The organism is Comamonas humi, from assembly GCF_054782535.1.
Window position 1 is genome coordinate 61,681 of the sequence record NZ_BAAGSH010000013.1, and the last position, 22,622, is coordinate 84,302.

Genomic DNA, 22,622 nt, shown 5'->3' on the forward strand with positions numbered 1-22,622 from the left:
GGCCCCATGCAGGAACGCATCGCCATCCTCGACTTCGAGACCACCGGCATGAGCCCCGCGCATGGCGCGCGGGCGGCCGAGGTCGGCATCGTGCTGGTCGAGGGCGGGCGCATCGCAGGCCGCTTCCAGAGCCTGATGAACGCGGGCCAGCGCATGCCGCCGTTCATCACCCAGCTCACCGGAATCACCAGCGCCATGCTGCAGGACGCGCCGCCGGCCGAGACGGTGATGCGCGATGCCGCGGCCTTCGTCGGCACGGCGCCGCTGATCGCGCACAACGCCGCCTTCGACAGCAAGTTCTGGCTCGACGAGCTGCAGCGCGCCGGCTGCGACGGCGTGGCGCCCTTCGCCTGTACCGTGCTGCTGTCGCGCCGGCTCTACCCCGAGGCGCCCAGCCACTCGCTGGGCCGCATCGTGCGCTATCTGCAGCTGCCGCCGGCCGACAAGGCCCACCGCGCGCTGGCCGATGCCGAAATGACCGCCCACCTGCTGCTGCGCATGCAGGCCGACCTGCGCAGCCGCTGGCACATCCCCGATCCGCACCACGCGCTGCTGCAGCAGATCCAGGCCTGTCCACGCAAGCACCTGGCGCGGCTGCTGTTGCAAAGCTCGCAGGCGCAAAGCCAGCCCTCCTTGCCCACACTCACGCCCGCAGCCATGCCAGGCTGAACAGGCCCAGCAGCGCCACCACCGCCAGGTCGACGAGCAGCACCGCGCGCTGCACCCAGCGGCGCTGGGGCGCACCGTCCGGCAGCAGCTGCACCGCCATCTCCACCTTGCCCGGCGAGGCCATCAGCAGCAGCGCGGCGCTCACGTTGTGCACCGCCATGAAGGGCAGCAGCGGCGCGCCCAGCGCCTGCGCGATCTCGGCCTGCGTGGCGGCGAACATGGCGTTGGCGCCGGTGTTCGAGCCGGTCACGAAACCGCCCAAGGCCCCCACGAAGGGCGCGGCCAGCAGATACCACGGCCCGCCCTGGGCCAGCGTGCGCGCCAGCTGCGCCGCCATGCCCGATGCGGCCATCAGCACCCCGAGCGCGATGAACAGCGCCGTCACCGGCGCCACCTGGGCCCAGGCGCGGCCCACGCGCCGCAGCGACTCGCGCGCCGGCCGGCCGCGGGTGAAGAAGCCCGCCGCCACCAGCAGCCACAGCGCCGGCGAGGCCAGCCCGTGCCAGCCCGGCTGGCCCGCGGCGCGCACCAGCCAGCCGGCCGCCAGCACGCCGCCCAGCAGCAAGGCATAGGCGGCCAGCGCGCGGCGGCCCAGGGCATCCAGCGGCGCGCTGCCCGCCGCCTGGCGCCGCGTGCGCAGCAGGTGGAAGGCCACCACCACCAGCGCGCCCAGCGCCCCGGCCGGCGCCGTGCCGGCCAGCGCGTTCACCAGCGCCACCGCCGCTGTCAGCAGCAGGCCCGAGAGCAGGCCCTGCAGCATGGCCTGGCCGCGCCGGCCGGGCTCGGCCGCCAGCCACGCGGCCACCATGCCGGTGATGGCGAACGGCAGCACGCTCACCAGCGCCGAGGCCAGGCCCAGGTCGTGGAAGGGCACGCCGGCCATGGTGGCCGCGATCAGCGTGCCCGGCCCCATCGAGCCCCAGGGCACGGCGCACAGGCCCAGCAAGCCGATCAGCGCCACCTTGCGCGCCGGCAGGCCGAAGTGCGCCAGCAGCGGAATGCCGATGGTCACGCCCACGCCGAATCCGGTGACCGACTCGGCGAACGGCGTGATGCCGTGCACTACCAACAAGATAGCGCCCACCCCGCTGCCGGTGTGCGCCAGCAGCCATTTCGCCAGGGACTGCTGCGCGCCCGACTGGCGCAGCACCTCGGACAGCAGCAGCCCGCCGCCGACGATCAGCACCACCTCCAGCAGCACCGGCGTCCACACCGCGGCCGCCTGCAGCCACACGGCCGCCGGCTGGGGAAAGGCCAGGGCCACGGCCAGCGCCGCGGCCAGCACGCCGATGCAGGCCGCCTGCAGCGAGCGCAGCCCCGCCAGCAGGGCCATGACGACCGCCGCGATCGGCAAGGCGGGCAAGGTGCTCTGGAGCAGGTACATTGCAGTGATCCTCTGAAAATAATTTCTGATACGCAAAATTATTTTCTCATAGGAAAATCATTGGCACAAGATCCCACCAAGGAGGCAGGCTTGAATTCCAGCACTGCAACGCAAGCATCGGACGCGGAGGACGCCGCCTTCGGCGCCGCCGTGCGCGCGCGCCGGGCGCAGCTCGGCATCACGCTGGACCAGTTGGCCCAGGCCAGCGGCGTGTCGCCGGGCGCGCTGTCGCGCGTGGAGCGCGGCCTGCTGGCCACCAGCCTGCGCAATGCGATGGCGATCGCGCGCGGCCTGGGCTGCGAGCTGGGCGAATTGGTGCAGGGCGGCGCGGCCGCGCAGGTCACGCGCGCGGGCGAGCACCTGCGCTTCGTCGACGAGGCCAGCGGCGTCGAGCGGCTGGCGCTGGCCAGCCCCAGCGCGGGCCTGAACCTGGTGCAGTACCGCTTTCCGCCGCGCGCCGTGTCCAGCCATTTCGCGGCCCACCGCACGGGCACGCGCGAGGTCTTCCATGTGCTGGAGGGCAGCATCGAGGTCTTCACCGCGCACGAGCAGGTGCTGCTGCACGCGGGCGACACGGCCACGCTGGTGGTGGACAGCGAGCACCGCCTGGCCAACGCCGGCGATGTGCCGGCGCGCTTGCTGCTGCTGGTGCTGCTGGGGTGAGCTAAGAAAAAGAGAGCTGCTGGCGCTTGTTATTACTGGTTTTCAAATACTTTTCCATCTGAAACCCAATGATGGTAAGCGCCAGCAGCTACTGTTTTTGAAGATCTTCAGGGATTGGCGGCAAAGCGCTCGAAGCACTGGCGCAGCTGCTGCAGCCACGCTTCCTTCTGCGGCGGTGGCACGAAGCTGGCCTCGAAGCTGTTCGCCGCCAGCTGCCAGGCCTCGCGCGCGCCCATGCCGGTGGCGGCGAAGAGCTGCACGAAGTTGTCGTTCACATAGCCACCAAAGTAGGCCGGATCGTCCGAGTTGACCGTGGCCACCAGGCCCTGGGCCAGCAGCTCGGGCATGTTGTGGTCGGCCAGGTCGGGGAAGACCTGCAGCTTCTGGTTGGACAGCGGGCAGACGGTGAGCGGAATGCGCTGCTCGCGCAGCCGCTGCACCAGCGCCGCGTCGTGCACCGCCTGCACGCCGTGGTCGATGCGCTCGGCATAGAGCAGGTCGAGCGCGCCCCAGATGTAGGCCGGCGGGCCCTCCTCGCCCGCATGGGCCACGCGGTGCAGGCCCAGCTCGTGGCAGTGGGCGAACACGCTGGCGAACTTCTCCGGCGGGTTGCCGACCTCGCTGCTGTCGAGTCCCACGCCGCTGAAGTAGTCGCGCAGCGGCAGCGCCTGCTCCAGCGTGAGCCAGGCGTCGTCCTCGCTCAGGTGGCGCAGGAAGTTCAGGATCAGCTGCGAGCTGATGCCCCAGCGCTTTTCTGCCACCATGCAGGCCCGGTGCAGGCCCAGGATGACGTGCTTGATGTTCACGCCGCGCGCCGTGTGCGTCTGCGGGTCGAAGAAGATCTCGGTGTGCACCACGTTGTCGGCCACGGCCTTCTCGAGGTAGGCCATGCCCAGGTCGTAGAAGTCCTGCTCGTGCAGCAGCACGCTGGCGCCGGCGTAGTAGATGTCGAGAAAGCTCTGCAGGTTGGTGAACGCGTAGGCGGCGCGCAGCGCCTCGACGTTGTCGTAGGGCAGCTGCACGCCGTTGCGCTCAGCCAGCGCGAAGATCAGCTCGGGCTCCAGCGAGCCTTCGATGTGCATGTGCAGCTCGGCCTTGGGCATGGCGCGCAGCAGCGCGGGCAGGCGGTCGGCGGGAATGTCGGGTGGGGTGTAGACCATCGCGGGTGGCTCCTGTTTTTCTGTAGAGGAATTGTGCTTCATCCATTTGCGTTGAAAGGATTTTCTTTTTGCAAATGAGAATTGTTCTCATATAATATTTGGACACAATTCGCCAGCCAAGGCCCGCTTTGCGCTGGAGCCCACGCCAGCTTCCTTCCGTTCAACCTCCCGTTGTTTGAAAGCTGGTTCTTCGTGGCCTTGTCGACCTATGCCGGCGCGCCCTCCGCGCCTTCGGATTCCGCCGTTTCCCTCCCCGCCCTCCGGCCGCTGGCCCTGGCCGCCGTGCTGTGCTGCGCCAGCCTGGTCGCGCATGCACAGGCCGCCGCTGCGGGCGCCGCCACCGTCGTGGCCGCGGCCGACGGCGCCACGCTGAAGGAGATGGTCATCAGCGGCTCGCGCTACGAGCAGGACCCGGACGAGCTGCCGATGAGCATCGACGTGATCAACGCCCAGCAGATGGAGGAGCGCCAGATCGGCGACATCCGCGATGCGGCGCGCGACATGCCCAACGTCTCGGTGCAACGCAGCCCGGCGCGCTTCACGCTGGCCTCGGGCTCCACCGGGCGCGACCAGAACGCGGGCTTCAACATCCGCGGCCTCGACGGCAACCGCGTGCTGATGATGGTCGACGGCCTGCGCCTGCCGCGCAGCTACGCCTTCAGCGCCAACGCCTTCGGCCGCGACTACCTCGACATGGGCCTGGTGCAGCGCGTGGAGGTGGTGCGCGGCGCCACGTCGGCGCTGTATGGCTCCGACGGCATGGCCGGCCTGGTGAACTTCATCACCGCCGATCCCGAGAATTTCCTGAAAGACGGCAAGACCATAGGCGGCCGCGCCACGCTCGGCTACAACAGCGAGAACACCGGCAAGAACCTGGGCCTGGTGCTGGCCGGCAAGGCCAGCGACACGGTCGAGTGGCTGCTGGGCGGCACGCTGGGCCGCAGCCACGAGCTGAAGAACCTGGGCGACAACGACGCCACCGACAGCCGCCGCACCGCGCCCAACCCGCAGCGCGACCAGGACGCCGCGCTGCTGGGCAAGGTCGTCATCCGCCCCAATGCCGACCAGAAGCACAGCTTCACGCTGGAGCATGTCGACAAGCAGGCCGACTACCAGCTCTACACCGCGCGCTCGGTGCCGCCCTATGCCGCGACCTCGGTGCTCGACTCGGCCTCCACCACCGACATGAAGCGCACGCGCGGCACCTGGACCGGCGACTGGCGCAACCTCGCCACGCCGCTGGCCGACGAGCTCAAGGCCACGCTCAGCTACCAGAACGCCGATTCGCGCGAGTACATCTGGGAAGACCGCTACACCGCCGCCGACCGCACCCGCAACGTCACCTACCAGGAGAAGACCTGGCAGGCCAACCTGCAGGCCAGCAAGGTGCTGCAGAGCAGCCCGCGCGTGGCGCAGCGCCTGACCTACGGCATCGACTACATCCGCAGCCAGGTCGAGAACCTGCAGACCGGCCTGACGCCGCCCGTGGGCGAGACCTACCCGCTCAAGCGCTTTCCCGACACCACCGAATCGAGCTGGGCGCTGTATGCGCAGGACGAGATCAGCATCGGCGACCTCGTCGTGACGCCGGGCCTGCGCTACGACCACTTCCGCATCGCGGCCGACCAGGCGGGTTTCAACGCGCCGGCCGTGTCGCTGTCGGGCAATGCGCTGTCGCCCAAGCTGGGCGCGCTGCTCCATGTCACGCCCGAATGGAGCGTGTTCGGCAACTACGCGGCGGGCTTTCGCGCGCCCAACGCCGGCCAGGTCAACGCCTTCTTCGAGAACCCGGTCGGCAACTACAAGACCATCCCCAATCCCGACCTCAAGCCCGAAAAGAGCCAGAACCTGGAGCTGGGCCTGCGCGGCCGGCTGGCCAATGTCTCGCTGGACGCGGCGGTGTTCACCGGCCGCTACAAGGACTTCATCGACGACCTCGTGCAGGTGGGCGGACGCGGCACCGCCGCCGATCCGCTGATTTTCCAGTCGGTCAACCGCGGGCGCGTGCGCATCAGCGGCCTGGAGATCAAGGGCCGCGCCGAATGGGGCCGCCACGCCGGCATCAACTGGAGCACGCCCTTCGCCTGGGGCCGCACCCAGGGGCACGACAGCAACACCGGCGAGCCGGTCTCGTCCATCGACCCGCAGCGCCTGTCGGTCAGCCTGCGCGCCGACGCCGCGCAGTGGACCGCGCAGCTGGGCCTGAGCCACACCGCCGCCAAGAAGGCCGCCGACACCACCAACCCCAGCACCGGCGCGCAGTTCCTCAGCCCCTCGGCCACCGTGGTGGACCTGACGGCGCAGTGGCGCATCCGCAAGGACCTGCGCCTGAACGTCGGCCTCTACAACCTGACCGACAAGAAGTACTGGCGCTGGGCCGACGTGCGCGGCCTCGCCGCCAGCTCCAGCATCGTCGACTCCTATTCCCAGCCGGGCCGCTCGGCCCGCGTGACCCTGGTCGCGGACTTTTAAGCATTTTGGCCTGCAGCGCTTGTCCATCAAGCGCTGCAAGCTATCCATTCAATAGCAAACCACGGAGAAGCACCCATGAGCACCGACACCCTCCCCGCCGCCCTCGACGCCGAGCGCGCCGCCGACCTGCGCCAGCGTTTTGCCGGGCAGCGCGCCAAGGGCCAGCGCGCCCGCGAGGCCGCGCTGGCCTGCGCCAGCTCCGAAGGCGAGGCCCTGGCCGCGCACGCACTGCAGCTGGGCGCAGCCTCCGCCGCGCTGCAGGCCACGCCGCTGCGCGCCGAGTGGATCGACATCCTGCAGGCGCTGGAAGCCTGCGGCCCGGTGATGGCGCTGACGCGCAACGCCGGCACGGTGCACGAGAAGACCGGCGTCTACGCCCATGCCAGCGCCAACGGCGGCGTGGGCCTGGTGCTGAATCACGACATCGACCTGCGCCTGTTCTTCATGCACTGGCATGCGGGCTATGCGGTGGCCGAGCCCTCGCCCCACGGCGGTGCCGCGGTGCTGCGCAGCCTGCAGTTCTTCAACCGCAGCGGCAGCGCCATGCACAAGGTGTTCGCGCGCGAGGCCACCGACCTGGCCGCGTGGAATGCGCTGGTCGAGCGCTTCGCGCAGCCGGCCGACGCGCCCGCCGCCAGCCTGCCCGGCTTCGAGCCGCCCGCGCCGCGCGCGCCGGTGGCCGTGCCGCCCGACGCGGGCATCGATGTGCCCGCGCTGCGCAGCGCCTGGGCCGCGATGCAGGACACGCACGAGTTCTTCGGCGTGCTCAAGAAGGCCGGCGCCGAGCGCCAGCAGGCCCTGCGCCTGGTGCAGGGCGAGTTCGCCTGGCCGCTGCCCGCCGACACCGTGGCCCGCCTGCTGGACGAGGCCGCCTTCGCCGCCACGCCCATCATGGTCTTCGTCGGCAGCGGCGGCTGCATCCAGATCCACTCCGGCCCGGTGCGCCGCGTCGAGCCCATGGCCGCCGGCCCCGCGCAGTGGATCAATGTGCTCGACGAAGGCTTCAACCTGCACCTGCGCACCGACCTGGTGGCGCACGCCTGGCTGGTCGAAAAGCCCACCAGCGACGGCCCGGTCACCTCGGTGGAGGTGTTCGACACGCACGGCGAGCTGATGGCCATGTTCTTCGGCGAGCGCAAGCCCGGCAAGCCCGAGCTGGCGGCCTGGCGCGCGCTGGCTACCGGCCTGCCGCGCCTGGTCGGCGAAGCGGCTACGGCCTGACGGAGTGCAAGGCATGGCACACCGTACGCTTTCGCGGCGCGCATGGCTGGCCGCAGGCCTGGCCTCGCTGCCGGCATTCGCCCAGGCGCAGGCCCAGGCCCAGGCCCCGGACGCCGGCGCCAAGGCCCTGCTCCAGCCGCTGGTAGGCACCGAGCTGCCCGCCGCCAGCCGGCGCCTGGTCTCGCTGGGCGGCGCGCTCACCGAGCTGGTCTACGCATTGGGTGCCGAGGCGCTGCTGGTGGGCACCGACACCACCAGCAACTACCCCGCCGCCGCCAACCGCACGCCCAAGGTCGGCTATGTGCGCCAGCTCGCCGCCGAGGGCGTGCTCTCGCTCAGGCCCGACACCGTGATCGGCACGACCGAGGCCGGGCCGCCGGTGGTGCTGTCCCAGATCCGCCAGGCCGGCGTGGCCGTGTCGCTGGTGCAGGCCGACCACAGCTGGGACGAGGTGCTGCGCAAGATCCGCCTCGTGGGCCAGGCCACCGGCCGCGTGGCCGAGGCCGAAAAGCTGCGGCAGACGCTGCAGGCGCAATGGGACGCCACCCAGGCCAGCGTGGCGCGCGCCGCGCAGGCCGGGCGCCGGCCGCGCGCGCTGTTCATCCTGTCGCACAGCGGCAGCCCCACCGTCACGGGCAGCGGCACCGCCGCCGCGGCGCTGCTGCGCATGGCCGGCGCCGACAACGTGATGAAAGGCTTTGCCGGCTACCGGCCGCTGACGGCCGAATCCATGGCCCAGGCCGCGCCGCAGGTGATCGTCACCACCACCCAGGGCATCGAAGCCATGGGCGGCGTCGAGCGCTTCTGGCAGCGCCCCGAGCTGGCGCTGACGCCGGCCTTCGCGCGCAAATCGCTGGTGGCGATGGAGGCCAGCCATTTGCTCGGCTTTGGCCCGCGCCTGCCGCAGGCCGTGCAGGCGCTGCACGAGCAGCTGCTCGCCCTGCCGGTGGCCACGGCGTGAGCGGGCCCGCATCGCCGGCCATGCCGCAACCCCGCGAGCAGCTGCCGCTGCGCCTGCGCAAGCCGCAGGTGCTGGGTCTTCTCACGCTGCTGGTGCTGGCGGCCCTGGTGTTCGCCAGCGGCCAGGGTGCCTACGCGATCGACGCGGCGCGGCTGCCGGGCGTGGCCTGGCAGGCCTGGCTGCACTGGTGGAACGGCACGGGCGAGGCCAGCACCGAACAGCTCGTCTTCGCCACCATCCGCCTGCCGCGCCTGGTGATGGGCTTGGCCGCCGGCGCCGGCCTGGGGTTGGCGGGCGCGCTGATGCAGGGCCTGTTCCGCAACCCGCTGGCCGACCCCGGCCTGATCGGCGTGAGCAGCGGCGCGGCCCTGGCCGCCGCGGCGCTGATCGTGCTGGGCGCGCTGTGGTTTCCGCAGCTGCCGCGCACGCTGGGCAGCTGGCCGCTGATGCTGACCGCCTTTGCCGGCGGCTTGGCGGTGGTGGCGCTGATCTATGGGCTGGCGCAGGCCGGCGGCGGCACGCGCATCGGCGTGATGCTGCTGGCCGGCGTGGCCATCAACGCGCTGGCGATGGCGGGCCTGGGCCTGCTGAGCTTCCTGTCCACCGACGAGCAGCTGCGCAACCTGCAGCTGTGGCTGCTGGGCAGCCTGGGCGGCACGCGCTGGCCGGTGGCCCTGGGCGCGGCCGCGCTGGTGGCCGCGGCCGTGCTGCTGGCGCAGCGCCTGGCGCAGCCGCTCAATGCCATCGCGCTGGGCGAGGCCCAGGCCAGCCTGCTGGGCGTGGCGGTGGAGCCCACCAAGCGCTGCGCCGTGGTGCTGGCGGCGCTGGTGGTGGGCGCCATCACCGCGGCCTGCGGCATGATCGGCTTCATCGGCCTGGTGGCACCGCACTGGGTGCGGCTGATGGCCGGGCCCGACCACCGCGTGGTGCTGCCCGCATCGGCCCTGCTGGGCGCCGCGATGGTGGTGTTTGCCGATGCCTTTGCGCGCACCATCGTCCAGCCGGCCGAGCTGCCGCTGGGCGTGCTCACCGCGCTGGTCGGCGTGCCGCTGTTCCTGGCGATGCTGCGCCAGTTCCGCCGCCAGCTGTAGGAGCCAAGCATGTTCAAGCCTTTTTGGCCTCTAGCGCTTATCCAACAAGCGCCAACAGCTATCAATTCAGAAGCAAACAACGGCCCGCAGGCGGCCTGGGAGCTGCGGCAGCTGGCCATCGCCGTGCCCGGCGGCCGGCGCCTGGCCACGGTCAACGCCGTGCTGCGGCCGGGCCGGGTGACGGCCATCCTCGGCCCCAATGGCGCGGGCAAGTCCAGCCTGCTGCGCACGCTGACCGGCGAATGGCCGGCCCAGGGCGGCCAGGTGCTGGAGGCCGGCCGGCCGCTGCTGGGCCAGCCGGCCGCGCAGTTCGCCCGCCGCCGCGCGGTGATGCCGCAGGACGGCAGCGTGGCCTTCGACTTCAGCGTGCAGGAAGTGGTGGAGCTGGGCCGCTACGCGCACCGGCTGCAGCCCAGCCGGGACGAGGCCGGCATCGTGGCCCAGGCCATGGCCGCCACCGGCGTCACCGGGCTGGCCGCGCGCAGCATCATCACGCTGTCGGGCGGCGAGCGGGCGCGCGCGCACCTGGCGCGGGCGCTGGCGCAGATCTGGGACGCGCCGCCCTGCGGCAGCGCGCGCTGGCTGCTGCTGGACGAGCCCACCGCCGCGATGGACCTGGCCTACCAGCACCACACCATGGCCCTGCTGCGCCGCTGGGCGCACGAGCAGCAGGTGGGCGTGGTCGCCGTGCTGCACGACGCCAACCTGGCGCTGCGCTATGCCGACGAGGTGCTGCTGGTGCACGCCGGCGGCTGCGAGGCAGGCACGGTCCAGCGCGTGCTGACGGCCGAAACCCTGGCCCGCGTCTGGGGCGTGGCCTGCCATGCGGCGACGGCGCCCGACGGGGTGGCGCAGTACCTGTTCTCCAGCGCCGGCTGACACAAAAAAGGCCGCTTACGCGGCCTTTGCTGGGTCTGTCTGTCGGCTTACTTGCCCGAGCCCGGCACCTTGCCGTCCACGCCCTGCACGTAAAAGTTGATGCCGCGCATGAAGTTGTCGTCGGCCGTGGCGCCAGCGGCCAGCACTTCCTTGCCGCCGTTGTCCTTGATCGGGCCCTTCCAGATGCTGAACGTGCCGTCCTTCAGGCCCTTCTTCACCTCGTCGAGCTTGGCCTTGGCGTTGTCGGGCACGTCGGCGGCCAGCGACACGAGGTCGATCGAGCCTTCCTTCACGCCCCACCAGACGTGGCCGCTCTTCCAGCTGCCGTTCAGCGTGTCGTTCACCACCTTGCTGTAGTACGGCGTCCAGTTGATGATGGCCGAGCCCAGGTGGGCCTTGGGGCCGTAGGCGGTCATGTCCGAATCCCAGCCGAAGGCGCGCTTGCCCTTCTCCTCGGCGGTCTTGAGCACAGCCGGCGAGTCGGTGTTCTGGAACAGGATGTCGGCGCCGCCGTTGATCAGCGAGGTCGCGGCCTCGGTCTCCTTGGGCGGGCTGAACCAGTCGTTCACCCACACCACCTTGGTGGTGATCTTGGGGTTCATGGCCTGCGCGCCCAGCGTGAAACTGTTGATGTTGCGCAGCACCTCGGGGATCGGCACCGAGCCGACCACGCCCAGCACGTTGGACTTGGTCATCGCGCCGGCCACCAGGCCCGCGAGGTAGGCGCCCTCGTAGGTGCGGCTGTCGTAGGTGGCCACGTTGTCGGCGTTCTTGTAGCCGGTGGCGTGCTCGAACTTCACGTCCTTGAAGTCGGGCGCCACGCGCATCACCGGCTCCATGTAGCCGAAGCTGGTGGCGAACACCAGCTTGTTGCCGTTGGCCGCCATATCGCGGAACACGCGCTCGGCATCGGCCCCCTCGGGAATGCTCTCGACGTACGAGGTCTGGATCTTGTCGCCGAATTCCTTCTCCAGCGCCTTGCGGGCCTGGTCGTGGGCATAGGACCAGCCACCGTCGCCCACCGGGCCGACGTAGCCGAAGGCGATCTTCAGCGGAGCGGCGGCAGGCGCCGGGGCCTGCGCGGCCGGCGCGGGTGCGGGGCTGGCGGCGGGCGCCGCGGCCTCTTCCTTCTTGCCGCAGCCGGCGAGCACGGCAGCCGTCAGCGCCGACAGTGCGGCCGCCTTCACGAGCTTGCGTTGAGCGAATGGGGTCATGGTTCGTTCCTTTCAGGGGTTATTGCGCGCCGGGGACCTTGCCTTCTATGCCATTGACAAAGAAGTTGATGCCTTTGAGAAACGCCTCGTCGGCCACCTGGCCCGTGGCCAGCACTTCCTTGCCCGTGTTGTCCTTGACCGGACCGGTCCAGACGGCGAAGCTGCCGTCCTTGAGGCCCGCGCGGGCCTTGGCCACCTTGTCCTTGATGTCCTGCGGCACGTCGTCGGCGATCTTCACCAGGTCCATCGCGCCTTCCTTGACGCCCCACCAGAACGAGCCGCCCTGCCACTTGCCGTCCAGCGTGTCCTGCACGACCTTGCTGTAGTACGGCGTCCAGTCGATCACGGCCGAGCCCAGGTGCGCCTTGGGCGCGAAGGCGCTCATGTCGCCGTCCTTGCCGAAGGCGCGCGCGCCGCGCTCCTCGGCCGTCTTCAGCACCGCGGGCGAGTTGGTGTTCTGGTAGAGCACGTCGACGCCGCCATTGATCAGCGAGGTCGTGGCCTCGGCCTCCTTGGGCGGCGCGAACCACTCGTTCACCCACACGACCTTGGCCTTGATGGACGGGTCCACGCTCTGCGCGCCCAGCACGAAGCTGTTCACGTTGCGCACCACTTCGGGGATCGGCACCGAGGCCACCACGCCCACGGTCTTGGTCTTGCTCATGCCGCCGGCCACGATACCGGCGAGGTAGGCGCCCTCGAAGGTCTTGGCGTCGTAGATGGCCACGTTGTCGGCCTGCTTGTAGCCGGTGGCGTGCTCGAACTTCACATCCTTCAGGTCGGCTGCTGCCTTCTGCACGAACTCCTGGTAGCCGAAGCTGGTGGCGAAGATCAGCTTGTTGCCCTGGCCAGCCATGTCGCGCATCACGCGCTCGGCGTCGGCGCTCTCGGGCACGCTCTCGACCATCGAGGTCTCGATCTTGTCGCCGAACTTGGCCTGGATGGCCTTGCGGCCCAGCTCGTGCTGGAAGGTCCAGCCGCCGTCACCGATCGGGCTCACGTACATGAAGCCGATCTTGAGCTTGCCGTCCGCAGCCGCAGGCGCCTGCACGGCCGGCGCGGCGGCGGGGGCCGCGGCCTCCTCCTTCTTGCCGCACGCCGTCAGGGCCGCCACGGAAATGGCCGACAGGCCGATCATCTGGAGCCAGGTGCGCTTGCGCAGAGCGTTCATGCAAATATCCTTTCGAGTTCTGAAAAAAATCACGAGCCGGGGTAGAAGGGCCTGCCCAGCGATGCCGGCATGTTGATGCGTATCCACGCCGGGTTGCGCGAGATCAGCACCAGCACCACGATGGTCGCCAGGTATGGCAGCATCGCCAGCAGCTGGCTGGCCACCTGCACGCCCGAAGCCTGCAGGTGGAACTGCAGCATGGTCACGCCGCCGAACAGGTAGGCACCCAGCAGCACGCGGGCCGGCCGCCAGGTGGCGAAGGTGGTCAGCGCCAGCGCGATCCAGCCGCGGCCCGACACCATGTTCTCGACCCACAGTGGCGTGTAGACGGTGGAGATGAAGGCGCCGGCCAGGCCGCACAGCGCGCCGCCGAACACCACCGCCGCCAGCCGGATGCGGCGCACCGGGTAGCCCAGCGCATGGGCCGACTCGGGCGACTCGCCCACCGAGCGCAGCACCAGGCCGGAACGCGTGCGGTACAGGAACCAGACCAGCAGCGCCGCCAGCGCCATCGCGCCGTAGACCAGCGGGTGCAGGCGGAACAGCGCCGGCCCCACGACCGGCAGGTCGCCCAGCAGCGGAATGGAAAACTTGGGCAGCTCGGGCATGCGCGCCTGCACGAAGTCGATGCCCACGAAGGCCGAGAAGCCCACGCCGAACAGCGACAGCGCCAGCCCGGTGGCGTACTGGTTGGTATTGAGCCAGATCACCAGCCAGCCGAAAGCCAGCGCCAGCACCGCGCCCGCCGCCATGCCGGCGGCAAAGCCCAGCCAGGGGTTGCCCGTCTTCACCACCGTGGCGAAGCCGGCGATGGCGGCGCACAGCATCATGCCCTCGGCCCCCAGGTTCACCACGCCGGATTTCTCGTTGACCAGCAGGCCCAGCGAGGCCAGCGCCAGCACAGTGCCTGCCGTCAGCGTGGAGCCCAGCAGCAATGCGTAGGATTCCATCATTGGCCTCCCTTCACGACGGCCGCTCCGGCCGAAGGCGCCGACACCCAGCGCACGCGGTACGCGATCAAGGTGTCGCAGGCCAGCAGCACGAACAGCAGCAGGCCCTGGAACACGCCGGTCAGCGACTTGGGCAGGCCCAGGCGCGACTGCGCCAGCTCGCCGCCGATGTAGAACATGCTCATCAGCACCGCCGAGAACACCATGCCCACCGGGTGCAGCCGCCCGACGAAGGCCACGATGATGGCCGCGAAGCCGTAGCCCAGCGGCACGAAGGGCGTGAGCTGCCCCACCGGCCCGGCGACCTCAAGCGCGCCGGCCAGGCCCGCGCAGCCGCCCGAGACCAGCAGCGCCACCCACAGCGCGCGGCGCGACGAGAAGCCCGCGTAGCGCGCCGCCGCCGGCGCCAGCCCGCCGACCTGCTGCGCAAAGCCCGCGCGGAAGCGGAACAGGAACAGCCACAGCGCCGCCGAGCCCACGAGCGCGATCACCACGCCGATGTTCATGCGCAGGCCCTGCACCAGGCGCGGCACCTGGGTGACGCGCTCGAACATCTTGGTCTGCGGGAAGTTGTAGCCCATCGGGTCCTTCCACGGGCCGAACACCAGGTAGCTCAGCACCTGCACGGCCACGTAGACGAGCATCAGGCTGACCAGGATCTCGTTGGCGTTGAACCGGTCGCGCAGGAGCGCAACGATGCCGGCCCAGGCCATGCCGCCCAGCACGCCGGCCAGCAGCACCACCGGCACGATCCACGGCCCGGTGGTCTTGTCGGCCAGCAGCGCCACACCGCCGGCCGCGACCGCGCCGATGACGAACTGCCCCTCGGCGCCAATGTTCCAGACGTTGGAGCGGAAGCACACCGCCAGGCCCAGCGCGATCAGCAGCAGCGGCGTGGCCTTCATCGTCAGCTCGGCCAGCGCATACGGCGACTTGATCGGCTCCCAGAAAAAGGCCTGCAGGCCCCGCACCGGGTCCTTGCCCAGCAGCTCGAACAGCAGCACGCCGATCAGCACCGTGATCAGCAGTGCCAGCAGCGGCGATGCATAGGCCCAGTGCCGCGACGGCTGCGGACGCGCCTCAAGCTTCAGCATGGCCCACCCCTTCCCACAAACCACTCATCCAGGCTCCTATCTGCTCCACCGAGGCCTCCGCTCGCGCCACCGACGGCGACAGCCGCCCCTTGGCGATCACGTGCAGGCGGTCGCACATCTCGAACAATTCGTCCAGCTCCTCGCTCAGCACCAGCACCGCGCAGCCCTGGTCGCGCAGCGCCAGCAGCTCGGCACGGATCTGCGCCGCGGCGCCCACGTCCACGCCCCAGGTCGGCTGCGCGACGATGAGCAGGCGCGGCTTGGCATCGATCTCGCGGCCGACGATGAACTTCTGCAGGTTGCCGCCGGACAGCGACTTGGCCGCCGCCCCGGGGCCGCCCGCCTTGACGCCGAAGCGCTGGATGATGGCGCGCGCCATCTCGTCGAGCTGGCCCATGCGTATCCAGCCGGCCTTGCCCAGCATGTCGTCGCGGGTCAGCAGCAGGTTGTGCGCCAGGCCCATCACCGGCACCGCGCCGCGGCCCAGGCGTTCCTCGGGCACGAAGTGCAGTCCCAGCGCTCGCCGCTGGCGCGGCCCCAGGCGCCCGGCGGCCACGCCGCCGACCTGCACCATGGCCGGCGCGGCGCGGCGGTCCTCGCCGGACAGCGCGTACATCAATTCCTTCTGGCCGTTGCCGGACACACCGGCGATGCCCACCACCTCGCCGGCGCGCACCTCGAGGCCGATGTCGGACAGGTCGACGCCGAACTGGTCCTGGCGCGCGAGCTGCAGGCCCTGCACGCGCAACACCGCGTCGCCGGCATGCAGCGGCCGGTGGGTGAGCTTGGGCGGCTCGGCGCCGATCATCAGCCGCGACAGCGAGGCATTGCTCTCTTCGGCCGGGTTGCAGACGCCGGTGACCTTGCCGCCGCGCAGCACGGTGCAGGCGGTGCACAGCGCACGGATCTCGTGCAGCTTGTGGCTGATGTACAGGATGCTGCAGCCCTGGGCCGCGAGCTGGCGCAGCACCACGAAGAGCTTTTCCACCGCCTGCGGTGTGAGCACCGACGTGGGCTCGTCCAGGATCAGCACGCGCGGCTGGGTCAGCAGGCCGCGGATGATCTCCACCCGCTGCATCTCGCCCACGGACAGCGTGTGCACCGGGCGCTGCGGATCGACCTCGAGCCCGTACTGGCCGGCGATCTCCTCGATGCGCCGGGCGACTTCGGCCAGCGGCATCTGCTTGCCCTGCCCCAGCCAGACGTTCTCGGCCACGGTGAGCGTGTCGAACAGGCTGAAATGCTGGAACACCATGCTGATGCCCAGCTGCCGCGCCTCCTGCGGGTTGCGGATCGCCGCCGGCTGGCCGTCCACCAGGATCTGGCCCTCGTCGGGCTTGACCGCGCCGTAGATGATCTTCATCAGCGTGGACTTGCCCGCGCCGTTCTCGCCCAGCACGGCATGGATCTCGCCGGCGCGCACCGAGAGCGACACCCCGCTGTTCGCCACGACGGACGGGTAGCGCTTGGTGATGCCCGTGAGCTGCAGCCGCAGCGGTGGCGAGGGGGTGGCGGGAACGGGGGCTGGACTCATGGGCGGCAATTGTCTCTCAGATTCACGGGATGTCAGCAGATGCAATATTCAGGGGCTTGCGCAGCGCCACGGCCGTCTTCTTCAGGCACTCGCGCAGCCAGCCCACCGCCTCAGAGCCATGCGAGCGCGCATGCCACAGCTGGTAGTACTGCAGCGCGGGCAGTTCCATCGGGCAGGGCAGGATGGTCACCGGCAGCCTGTCGGTGAATCGCTCGCAGAACTGCCGGCCGGTGGTCAGCACAAGCAAGCTCGATGCCACGATGGCCGGGATCGCGCTGAAATGGGTGCAACGCGCCATCACGTGCCGCTGCACGCCCAGCGCATCGAGGTGGGCGTCGATCACGCCGCGCGCGCCGGGATAGGTCGGCGTGGGCGCGATGTGCTCGGCCTCCAGCCAGCTCGCCATGTCCCAGCCGCGGCGCACCGCCGGGTGCTGCTTGCTGACCATGCACACCACCTCGTCGGACAGCAGGCTCGCCATGTGCAGGTCGTCCGTCGGCTTAAGCCAGTTGCCCACCACCACGTCGATGTCGCCCTGCTCCAGCTGCGCGTGGTAGTGGGTCTCCGCCGACAGCGAGTAGATCTCCACCGGGCACAGCGGCGCCTCGTTCTTGATGCGCGCCACCAGCGACGGAATGAACAGCGGATCGAGGTAGTCGCTGGCCGCGATGCGGAAGGTGCGCGTCGCCGTGCGCGGATCGAAGGTGCGCACGTCCGAGAACAGGCCTTCGGCCGCGCGCAGGATGGCCGCCGCCGGCTCCAGCATGCGCTGCCCGACCTCGGTGGGCATCATGCCCGAGCCCGAACGCACCAGCAGCGGGTCGCCCGCCAGATCGCGCAGGCGCTTGAGCGCCGCCGACACCGCCGGCTGGTACATGCCCAGCCGCAGCGCGGCGCGCGACACGCTGCGCTCGGTGAGCACGGTGTGCAGCACCCGTATCAGGTGGAGGTCGATCTTGTCGAAAAGTGCTTGGTCCCGCATCGGTCGTGGTGTCTCTCGTTATTCAGCCTGGCAGCGCCGGGCGTGGTGGATTTTGACACCACCCGCCGGCGGCCGGCCCGCACTACTTCGGTGCAGTCAGCACCGGCAGCGGGCGGCTGTCGCAGTGCACGCCGTCGCCGCCGGCCCGCTTGGCCTGGTAGCATGCCAGATCGCCGGCGCGGACCAGCGCTTCGGCGCTGGCATGCTTGCCGGTGACCGGCACCACGCCGATGCTGAGCGTGAGCGGAAACCGCAGCGCATGCGACCGCAGCCGCCAATGGTGCACCTGCTCGCACAGGCGCTGCGCCAGCACCATGGCCTGTTCCGTGGAGCAGGCCCGCAGCAGCAGCGCGAACTTATCGCCCGATACCCGCGCGGCCCAGCCCCGGTGGGGCCACAGCAGCTGCAGCTGGTCGGCCACGTATTTCAGGATGCGGTCGCCCTCGGCCCGGCCGGCCAGGGCATTGATGGCCGACATGTTGTCCACATTCGCATACAGCAGCACGCACGAGGCTTCGCCCTGGAGCGCCGGCGCATCGGCGGCGTGCAGCAGCAGCGCCGCCTGCTCCAGCAATGCCGGATAGCCGGGCAGCTGGGTCAGCGCGTCCAGCGAGCCGGCGCCGCCCGGCGAATGCCGGCCCGGGTCCTCGACGAAGCAGAGGATGCGCCGGGGCCCGACCGAGAAGGCGCGCACCTGCAGCGCCACCGCCTCGCCGGTCTTGCGCCGCACCTGCACCACCAGGCGGCAGTGCCCCTGCAGCTTCAGTGCCTGCCAGGCCGGCACCAGCGGCTGCGAGTCCACCACCCAACGGGCCAGCGGCTGCGAGCGCAACTCGCGCTCCTCATAGCCTAGTTCCTGGGCCAGCGCCCAGCCGCAGCGCTCCACCTGGTCGTCCTGCAGCAGCACCACCCTTTCGTGGGCATGCTCCAGCCAGGCATCCATGAGCCTGCGCTGCTGCAGGGCGTCGGCCGACTGTTTCAGTTCGGTCGCGCTCAACTGCTGCCATGCAGACTCGAAAACTTCCAATTCATCGCCAGAATAATTGTTATGCCGCATCACGGCGCCATGCAGGTTTCGCAGGCGGCGGGTATGCATCCAGGTCCAGAAACCGGCGAGCGCCAGCACAGCCAGCGCAATGGCGGCCACCGGCCACCAGGCGATCGCCCGCTCCACAGCCAGTGGCGCCAGCGGCTCGCCCCGCTGGATGGTGCGGGCCAGCAGCCAGCCGGCGGACGGGATCTCGGCCATGCTCACCAGGTAGGGGCCAAAGGCATGCGTCTGCCCGGCCGCGGGCGCTCCCGCCGGGCGGCTCTCGTGCCACTGGGCCAGCGCCTGCCGCAGGCCGGGCTCGTCCCTGGCCTGGCCCAGGATGCGCGTGGGATCGGGGTGCGCGAGGATGACGCCGTCGGCCGTCAGCACCACCAGCCCGGACTCGGTGGCCGGCGGCAGCAGGCCCTGCGACTGCAGCCGCAGCACCCCGGCCAGCGCGCCTTTCTGCTCGCCCGACTTGTCGAGCAGCGGCATGCTGAAGGCCATGCTGGGCTCGGTGGTGTCGCTGTGGATGGGCGCCGAGATCAGCGGCTTGCCCTGCACCAATGTGCGCTTGAGCACCTCGCGCTCCGCGGGGTCCACGTCGGCCTCCTCGGCGCCCTTGCTGGAGCGCAGGTGCAGGCGGAACACCTTGCTGCCCATCGCGATGACGACGCTGTCGAAATAGCGGGCCGCGGGCAGGCCCTGCTGCACCAGCCAGTCGACGGAGGGGCGCGGGTCCGTGGCCCATGGCCCCAGGCTCTCGGCGACGGAGGCCAGCACCTTCTGGCTCTGCTCCAGCTTGCTGCCCATCAGCCGCGCCAGCACCTCGATGTCGTCGGTCTGCTGCGCCTGCAGATGGCGGGTGAAAGCCCTCTCCTGGTACTGCGCCATCACATAGGCGGACAGGCCCGCGGCCAGGACCAAGGCCAGCGCCAGCGCAGCCAGCAGCTTGGCCAGCCACGGCCCGGGGAGCATGCGTGCGCCATCGGCGGCATGCGCCTGCGGGGCTTCGTGCAGCTCTTGCGGATCGCTCACGGGCGGGCTCCTTGACGTGGGTCCATCACATCCTCCTCATGGACACACTGTAGGCCCAAGCCGGCGATTTGCGATCCGGTGAAAACCGCAGGGATTGAGCCCGCAAACCAGCACGTAATCCGCCTTACCTGCGGTATCAGCGCAACACTTGGGTAATTTCTAGAAGACGCAGCCCTGGACCTCATGCACAGTTGCGCCTGATTCGGGTAGTACGCCTAGGTACCGGACCCGGTCACATTCCACATGCATAACAAAGGATGGGTATGAAAAAGACTCTGCTTGTACTGGCCGCTGCCGCGGCATGTGCCAGCGCCGCGCAAGCGCAATCGACCGTGCAGGTCACCGGCCTGACCGACGTCTACATCGGCTCGATGAAGAACCCCGGCGACGCCGGCCGCACCAATGGTGTCAACAGCGGCGGCATGACGACGTCGTGGATCGGTTTCCAGGGCTCCGAAGACCTGGGTGGCGGCCTGAAGGCCAACTTCATGCTGAACGGCTTCTTCCGCGGTGATACCGGCACGCCCGGCCGCTACACGAACGATCCGTTCTTCTCGCGCGACGCCTTTGTGCAGTTGAGCGGCAATTTCGGCGGCGTGCTGCTGGGCCGCACCAAGTCGCCCAACTTCCTGCCCACCATCCTGTTCAACCCCTTCGGCGATTCGTTCACGTTCGCACCGCTGGTGCTGCACCAGAACGTGCCGCTGTTCAACGCCTCGGGCTGGAAGGGCACCAACCCCTCCGACACCGGCTGGGCCAACCAGGTGGTCTACAGCACCCCCAGCTTCGGCGGCCTGAAGGCCAACCTGCACTACCAGTTCGGCGAGCAGGCAGGCAACAACGGCAAGAAGAACGTCGGCGCCAACGTGATGTACAACAGCGGCCCGCTGGGCCTGACGGCGTTCTACGAAGACGTGGGCATGTCCGACCCGAACCCCGCCGTGCTGCCCGATGGCCGCAAGAACTGGATGCTGGGTGCGAGCTACGACTTCAACGTGGTCAAGCTGATGGGTACCTACGGCCAGACCAAGGGCAAGACCGACGGCTACAAGGGCAAGACGGCCTCGCTGGGCGCCACCATCCCGCTGGCCGCCAACAGCCGCATCCTGGCCGCCTGGGCGCAGACCAAGCTGGACGCGACCGATGCCAAGCGCAACACCGTGTCGGTGGGCTACAACTACGACCTGTCCAAGCGCACCGATGCCTACGCTATCCTGATGTACGACAAGATCACGAACTTCGGCAACGGCACGAGCTTCGGCGTGGGCATCCGCCACCGCTTCTGATCGCTGCCATGGCCCACCAGGGCCTGGCGCTTCACAAGGAATGTGGGATCCACATTCCTTTTTTTATGTCCGGCGCTTGAAGAGTTGGTCCGCGACCTCGTTCAAGGACAGAGGTCGACTCTAGCCCCAGCGGCTCGGCCAGGCTTTGCTGGGCCGAGCATAGCGATGGCCCGAGTTGCCTCCCATCCCCTTCTGACTGCGCCTGTGGCGCGACGTTTGCGGGGTGGCATGCGCGTCGGAGCGCGCATGCTTCGTTATCTGGCTCGCCGCGGTTGTCCGAACGGAGCGCCTCTGGCGCGCAGAGAGTTCTGCGGCGCACCCCGCAAACGTCGCGCCACAGGTTGCCCCGCTGCTGTGCAGCGGGGTCGCAGACAGTCGGGGCGTGTTCTTTGCCTACTTTCTTACACGAGTAAGAAAGTAGGTCGCCCGCCGGGGCGAGTCCCGGCCTCTGCACATAAACCTGCAGCGAGATCACTCAATACCCCCAAGCGATCCCAAACAAAAAGCCCCGGCAAAGCCGGGGCTGTGTAGCGAAGGGGCCAGGGCCGCTTACGGAGCCGTAGGCGCGCCGCCTTCGAACCAGCGCTTGATCTGGTCGCGCTCGTCGGCGTTGATGCCGTCGGGGTTGCCGAAAGGCATCTTCTTCAGGATCACGACCTGCTGGTAGATCTGCTGCGTGTGCGCGGCCACCTCTTGGGGCGAGTCGAGCTTCACGTTCTTCTGCGCCAGGCCGGCCGAGCTGTGGCAAACCACGCAGTGCTGGGCGAAGATCTTGGACACCTGGTCGTAGCCCACGGCACCTGCCGCGGCGGCTGCCGGTGCGCCGGCTGCGGGAGCAGCGGCCGGTGCCGGTGCTGCCACAGCGGGCTTGTCGACGGGCTTGAGCCAGATGCCGACGGCGATGATCGCGGCGATGCCCACGGCGGCATAAGGCCAGGGGTGGCTGTTGCGGCCCAGCTTGAAGCCGTGGCGCAGCACGAAGAACTGGCGGATGGCGGCGCCGGCGAACATCATGCCGATCAGCACCAGCCAGTTCTGCGGGTGGTTGTAGAGCCAGCCGTAGTGGTTCGACAGCATCGCGAACAGCACGGGCAGCGTGAAATAGGTGTTATGCACGCTGCGCTGCTTGCCGCGCTTGCCGTAGATCGGATCGACCGGCTTGCCTTCGCGCAGGGCCCGCACCACGGTGCGCTGGCCAGGGATGATCCAGAAGAACACGTTCGCGCTCATCGAGGTGGCGATCATCGCACCCATCAGCAGGAAGGCTGCCTGGCCGGGGAAGATGTGGGTTGCCAGGTAGGCGGCAATGCACACCAGCACCAGCACCAGGCCGCCGACAATGGCGTCGCCGTTCTTCTTCTGGCCGAAGATGCGGCAGATGCCGTCGTACAGCAGCCAGAACACAACCAGGAACGACAGCGCAGCGGCAATCGCGGCGGCAGAGCTCATGGCGTTCGGATCGGCCGGGTTCACCAGGTAGATCTTGGCGTTCCACAGGTACGACACGGTCAGCAGCGCAAAGCCGCTGAGCCAGGTGGTGTAGCTTTCCCAGTAGAACCAGTGCAGGTGGTCAGGCAGCTTCGGAGGCGAGACGTTGAACTTGACGGGGTGGTAGAAACCGCCGCCGTGCAGGGCCCACAGCTCGCCGCTGACGCCCTGCTTCTTGAGGTCTTCATCCTCGGGCGGGGTCAGACTGCTGTCCAGAAACACGAAATAGAACGACGAACCAACCCACGCAATGGCGGTGATGACGTGCAGCCATCGCAGCAGCAGGTTGGCCCAATCGAGAAGATAGCTTTCCATCGCTCTCATCCTTGGCAGCC

General features: G+C 69.5%; 18 protein-coding genes. 8 read left to right on the forward strand and 10 right to left on the reverse strand.

Annotation, left to right across the window (positions count from 1 at the left end; all coding sequences use genetic code 11):
- Window positions 1–6 precede the first annotated feature (6 nt).
- Entirely contained in the window at window positions 7–669 is a 663-nt protein-coding gene (locus ACYVKR_RS14395; protein WP_460481605.1) for a 3'-5' exonuclease, read from the forward strand.
- On the opposite strand, the gene ACYVKR_RS14400 is transcribed toward ACYVKR_RS14395, so the two are convergent.
- Window positions 644–2,053, reverse strand: coding sequence for an L-lactate permease (locus tag ACYVKR_RS14400; protein ID WP_460481606.1), 1,410 nt, complete (start codon window positions 2,051–2,053; stop codon window positions 644–646). The genes ACYVKR_RS14395 and ACYVKR_RS14400 overlap by 26 nt on opposite strands.
- A 90-nt stretch (window positions 2,054–2,143) precedes the next feature.
- On the opposite strand from ACYVKR_RS14400, the gene ACYVKR_RS14405 reads away from it, so the two are divergent.
- Complete coding sequence (locus tag ACYVKR_RS14405; RefSeq protein ID WP_460481607.1) at window positions 2,144–2,716, forward strand: helix-turn-helix domain-containing protein; 573 nt, start codon at window positions 2,144–2,146, stop codon at window positions 2,714–2,716.
- A gap of 107 nt (window positions 2,717–2,823) precedes the next feature.
- Here the strand turns inward: ACYVKR_RS14405 and ACYVKR_RS14410 are convergent, their stop codons facing one another.
- Entirely contained in the window at window positions 2,824–3,876 is a 1,053-nt protein-coding gene (locus tag ACYVKR_RS14410; RefSeq protein WP_460481608.1) for an adenosine deaminase family protein, read from the reverse strand.
- Window positions 3,877–4,074: 198 nt separating this feature from the next.
- Between ACYVKR_RS14410 and ACYVKR_RS14415 the strand changes: the two genes are divergently transcribed.
- The 5 genes from ACYVKR_RS14415 (at window position 4,075) to ACYVKR_RS14435 (ending at window position 10,500) form a co-directional block, all read left to right on the forward strand.
- Window positions 4,075–6,348: a TonB-dependent hemoglobin/transferrin/lactoferrin family receptor gene (locus tag ACYVKR_RS14415; RefSeq protein WP_460481814.1), complete on the forward strand. Its 2,274-nt coding sequence runs from the start codon at window positions 4,075–4,077 to the stop codon at window positions 6,346–6,348.
- Window positions 6,349–6,423: 75 nt separating this feature from the next.
- The gene (locus tag ACYVKR_RS14420; protein ID WP_460481609.1) at window positions 6,424–7,569 is read left to right on the forward strand and encodes a hemin-degrading factor; all 1,146 of its coding nucleotides are present in this window, start codon (window positions 6,424–6,426) and stop codon (window positions 7,567–7,569) included.
- 13 nt (window positions 7,570–7,582) lie between these two features.
- Entirely contained in the window at window positions 7,583–8,530 is a 948-nt protein-coding gene (locus ACYVKR_RS14425) for a heme/hemin ABC transporter substrate-binding protein (protein ID WP_460481610.1), read from the forward strand.
- Between the two features lie 20 nt (window positions 8,531–8,550).
- On the forward strand, window positions 8,551–9,621 hold the full coding sequence (locus ACYVKR_RS14430; protein ID WP_460481611.1) for a FecCD family ABC transporter permease: 1,071 nt from the start codon (window positions 8,551–8,553) through the stop codon (window positions 9,619–9,621).
- 9 nt (window positions 9,622–9,630) lie between these two features.
- Window positions 9,631–10,500 carry an ATP-binding cassette domain-containing protein gene (locus ACYVKR_RS14435; RefSeq protein WP_460481612.1) on the forward strand — a complete coding sequence of 290 codons (870 nt, stop codon included), beginning with the start codon at window positions 9,631–9,633 and terminating at the stop codon, window positions 10,498–10,500.
- Between the two features lie 47 nt (window positions 10,501–10,547).
- On the opposite strand, the gene ACYVKR_RS14440 is transcribed toward ACYVKR_RS14435, so the two are convergent.
- From ACYVKR_RS14440 to ACYVKR_RS14470, 7 genes are all read right to left on the reverse strand, one after another.
- Window positions 10,548–11,714, reverse strand: coding sequence for a BMP family ABC transporter substrate-binding protein (locus tag ACYVKR_RS14440; RefSeq protein WP_460481613.1), 1,167 nt, complete (start codon window positions 11,712–11,714; stop codon window positions 10,548–10,550).
- 19 nt (window positions 11,715–11,733) lie between these two features.
- Window positions 11,734–12,885, reverse strand: coding sequence for a BMP family ABC transporter substrate-binding protein (locus ACYVKR_RS14445; protein WP_460481614.1), 1,152 nt, complete (start codon window positions 12,883–12,885; stop codon window positions 11,734–11,736).
- A 29-nt stretch (window positions 12,886–12,914) separates the two neighbouring features.
- Entirely contained in the window at window positions 12,915–13,835 is a 921-nt protein-coding gene (locus ACYVKR_RS14450) for an ABC transporter permease (RefSeq protein WP_460481615.1), read from the reverse strand.
- Window positions 13,835–14,929 (reverse strand): ABC transporter permease, encoded by a 1,095-nt coding sequence (locus tag ACYVKR_RS14455; protein ID WP_460481616.1) that lies wholly within the window; start codon window positions 14,927–14,929, stop codon window positions 13,835–13,837. Before ACYVKR_RS14455 ends, ACYVKR_RS14450 begins: the two co-directional genes overlap by 1 nt.
- Window positions 14,916–16,463 carry an ABC transporter ATP-binding protein gene (locus ACYVKR_RS14460; RefSeq protein ID WP_460481617.1) on the reverse strand — a complete coding sequence of 516 codons (1,548 nt, stop codon included), beginning with the start codon at window positions 16,461–16,463 and terminating at the stop codon, window positions 14,916–14,918. Before ACYVKR_RS14460 ends, ACYVKR_RS14455 begins: the two co-directional genes overlap by 14 nt.
- Window positions 16,464–16,485: 22 nt before the next feature.
- Complete coding sequence (locus ACYVKR_RS14465) at window positions 16,486–17,445, reverse strand: LysR family transcriptional regulator (RefSeq protein WP_460481618.1); 960 nt, start codon at window positions 17,443–17,445, stop codon at window positions 16,486–16,488.
- A gap of 82 nt (window positions 17,446–17,527) precedes the next feature.
- On the reverse strand, window positions 17,528–19,513 hold the full coding sequence (locus ACYVKR_RS14470) for a sensor domain-containing diguanylate cyclase (protein WP_460481619.1): 1,986 nt from the start codon (window positions 19,511–19,513) through the stop codon (window positions 17,528–17,530).
- Between the two features lie 263 nt (window positions 19,514–19,776).
- Here ACYVKR_RS14470 and ACYVKR_RS14475 point away from each other — a divergent pair, with 263 nt between their 5' ends.
- Window positions 19,777–20,799, forward strand: coding sequence for a porin (locus ACYVKR_RS14475; protein ID WP_460481620.1), 1,023 nt, complete (start codon window positions 19,777–19,779; stop codon window positions 20,797–20,799).
- A 549-nt stretch (window positions 20,800–21,348) separates the two neighbouring features.
- Here the strand turns inward: ACYVKR_RS14475 and ACYVKR_RS14480 are convergent.
- Window positions 21,349–22,602 (reverse strand): urate hydroxylase PuuD, encoded by a 1,254-nt coding sequence (locus ACYVKR_RS14480; protein WP_460481621.1) that lies wholly within the window; start codon window positions 22,600–22,602, stop codon window positions 21,349–21,351.
- Between the last annotated feature and the right edge of the window lie 20 nt (window positions 22,603–22,622).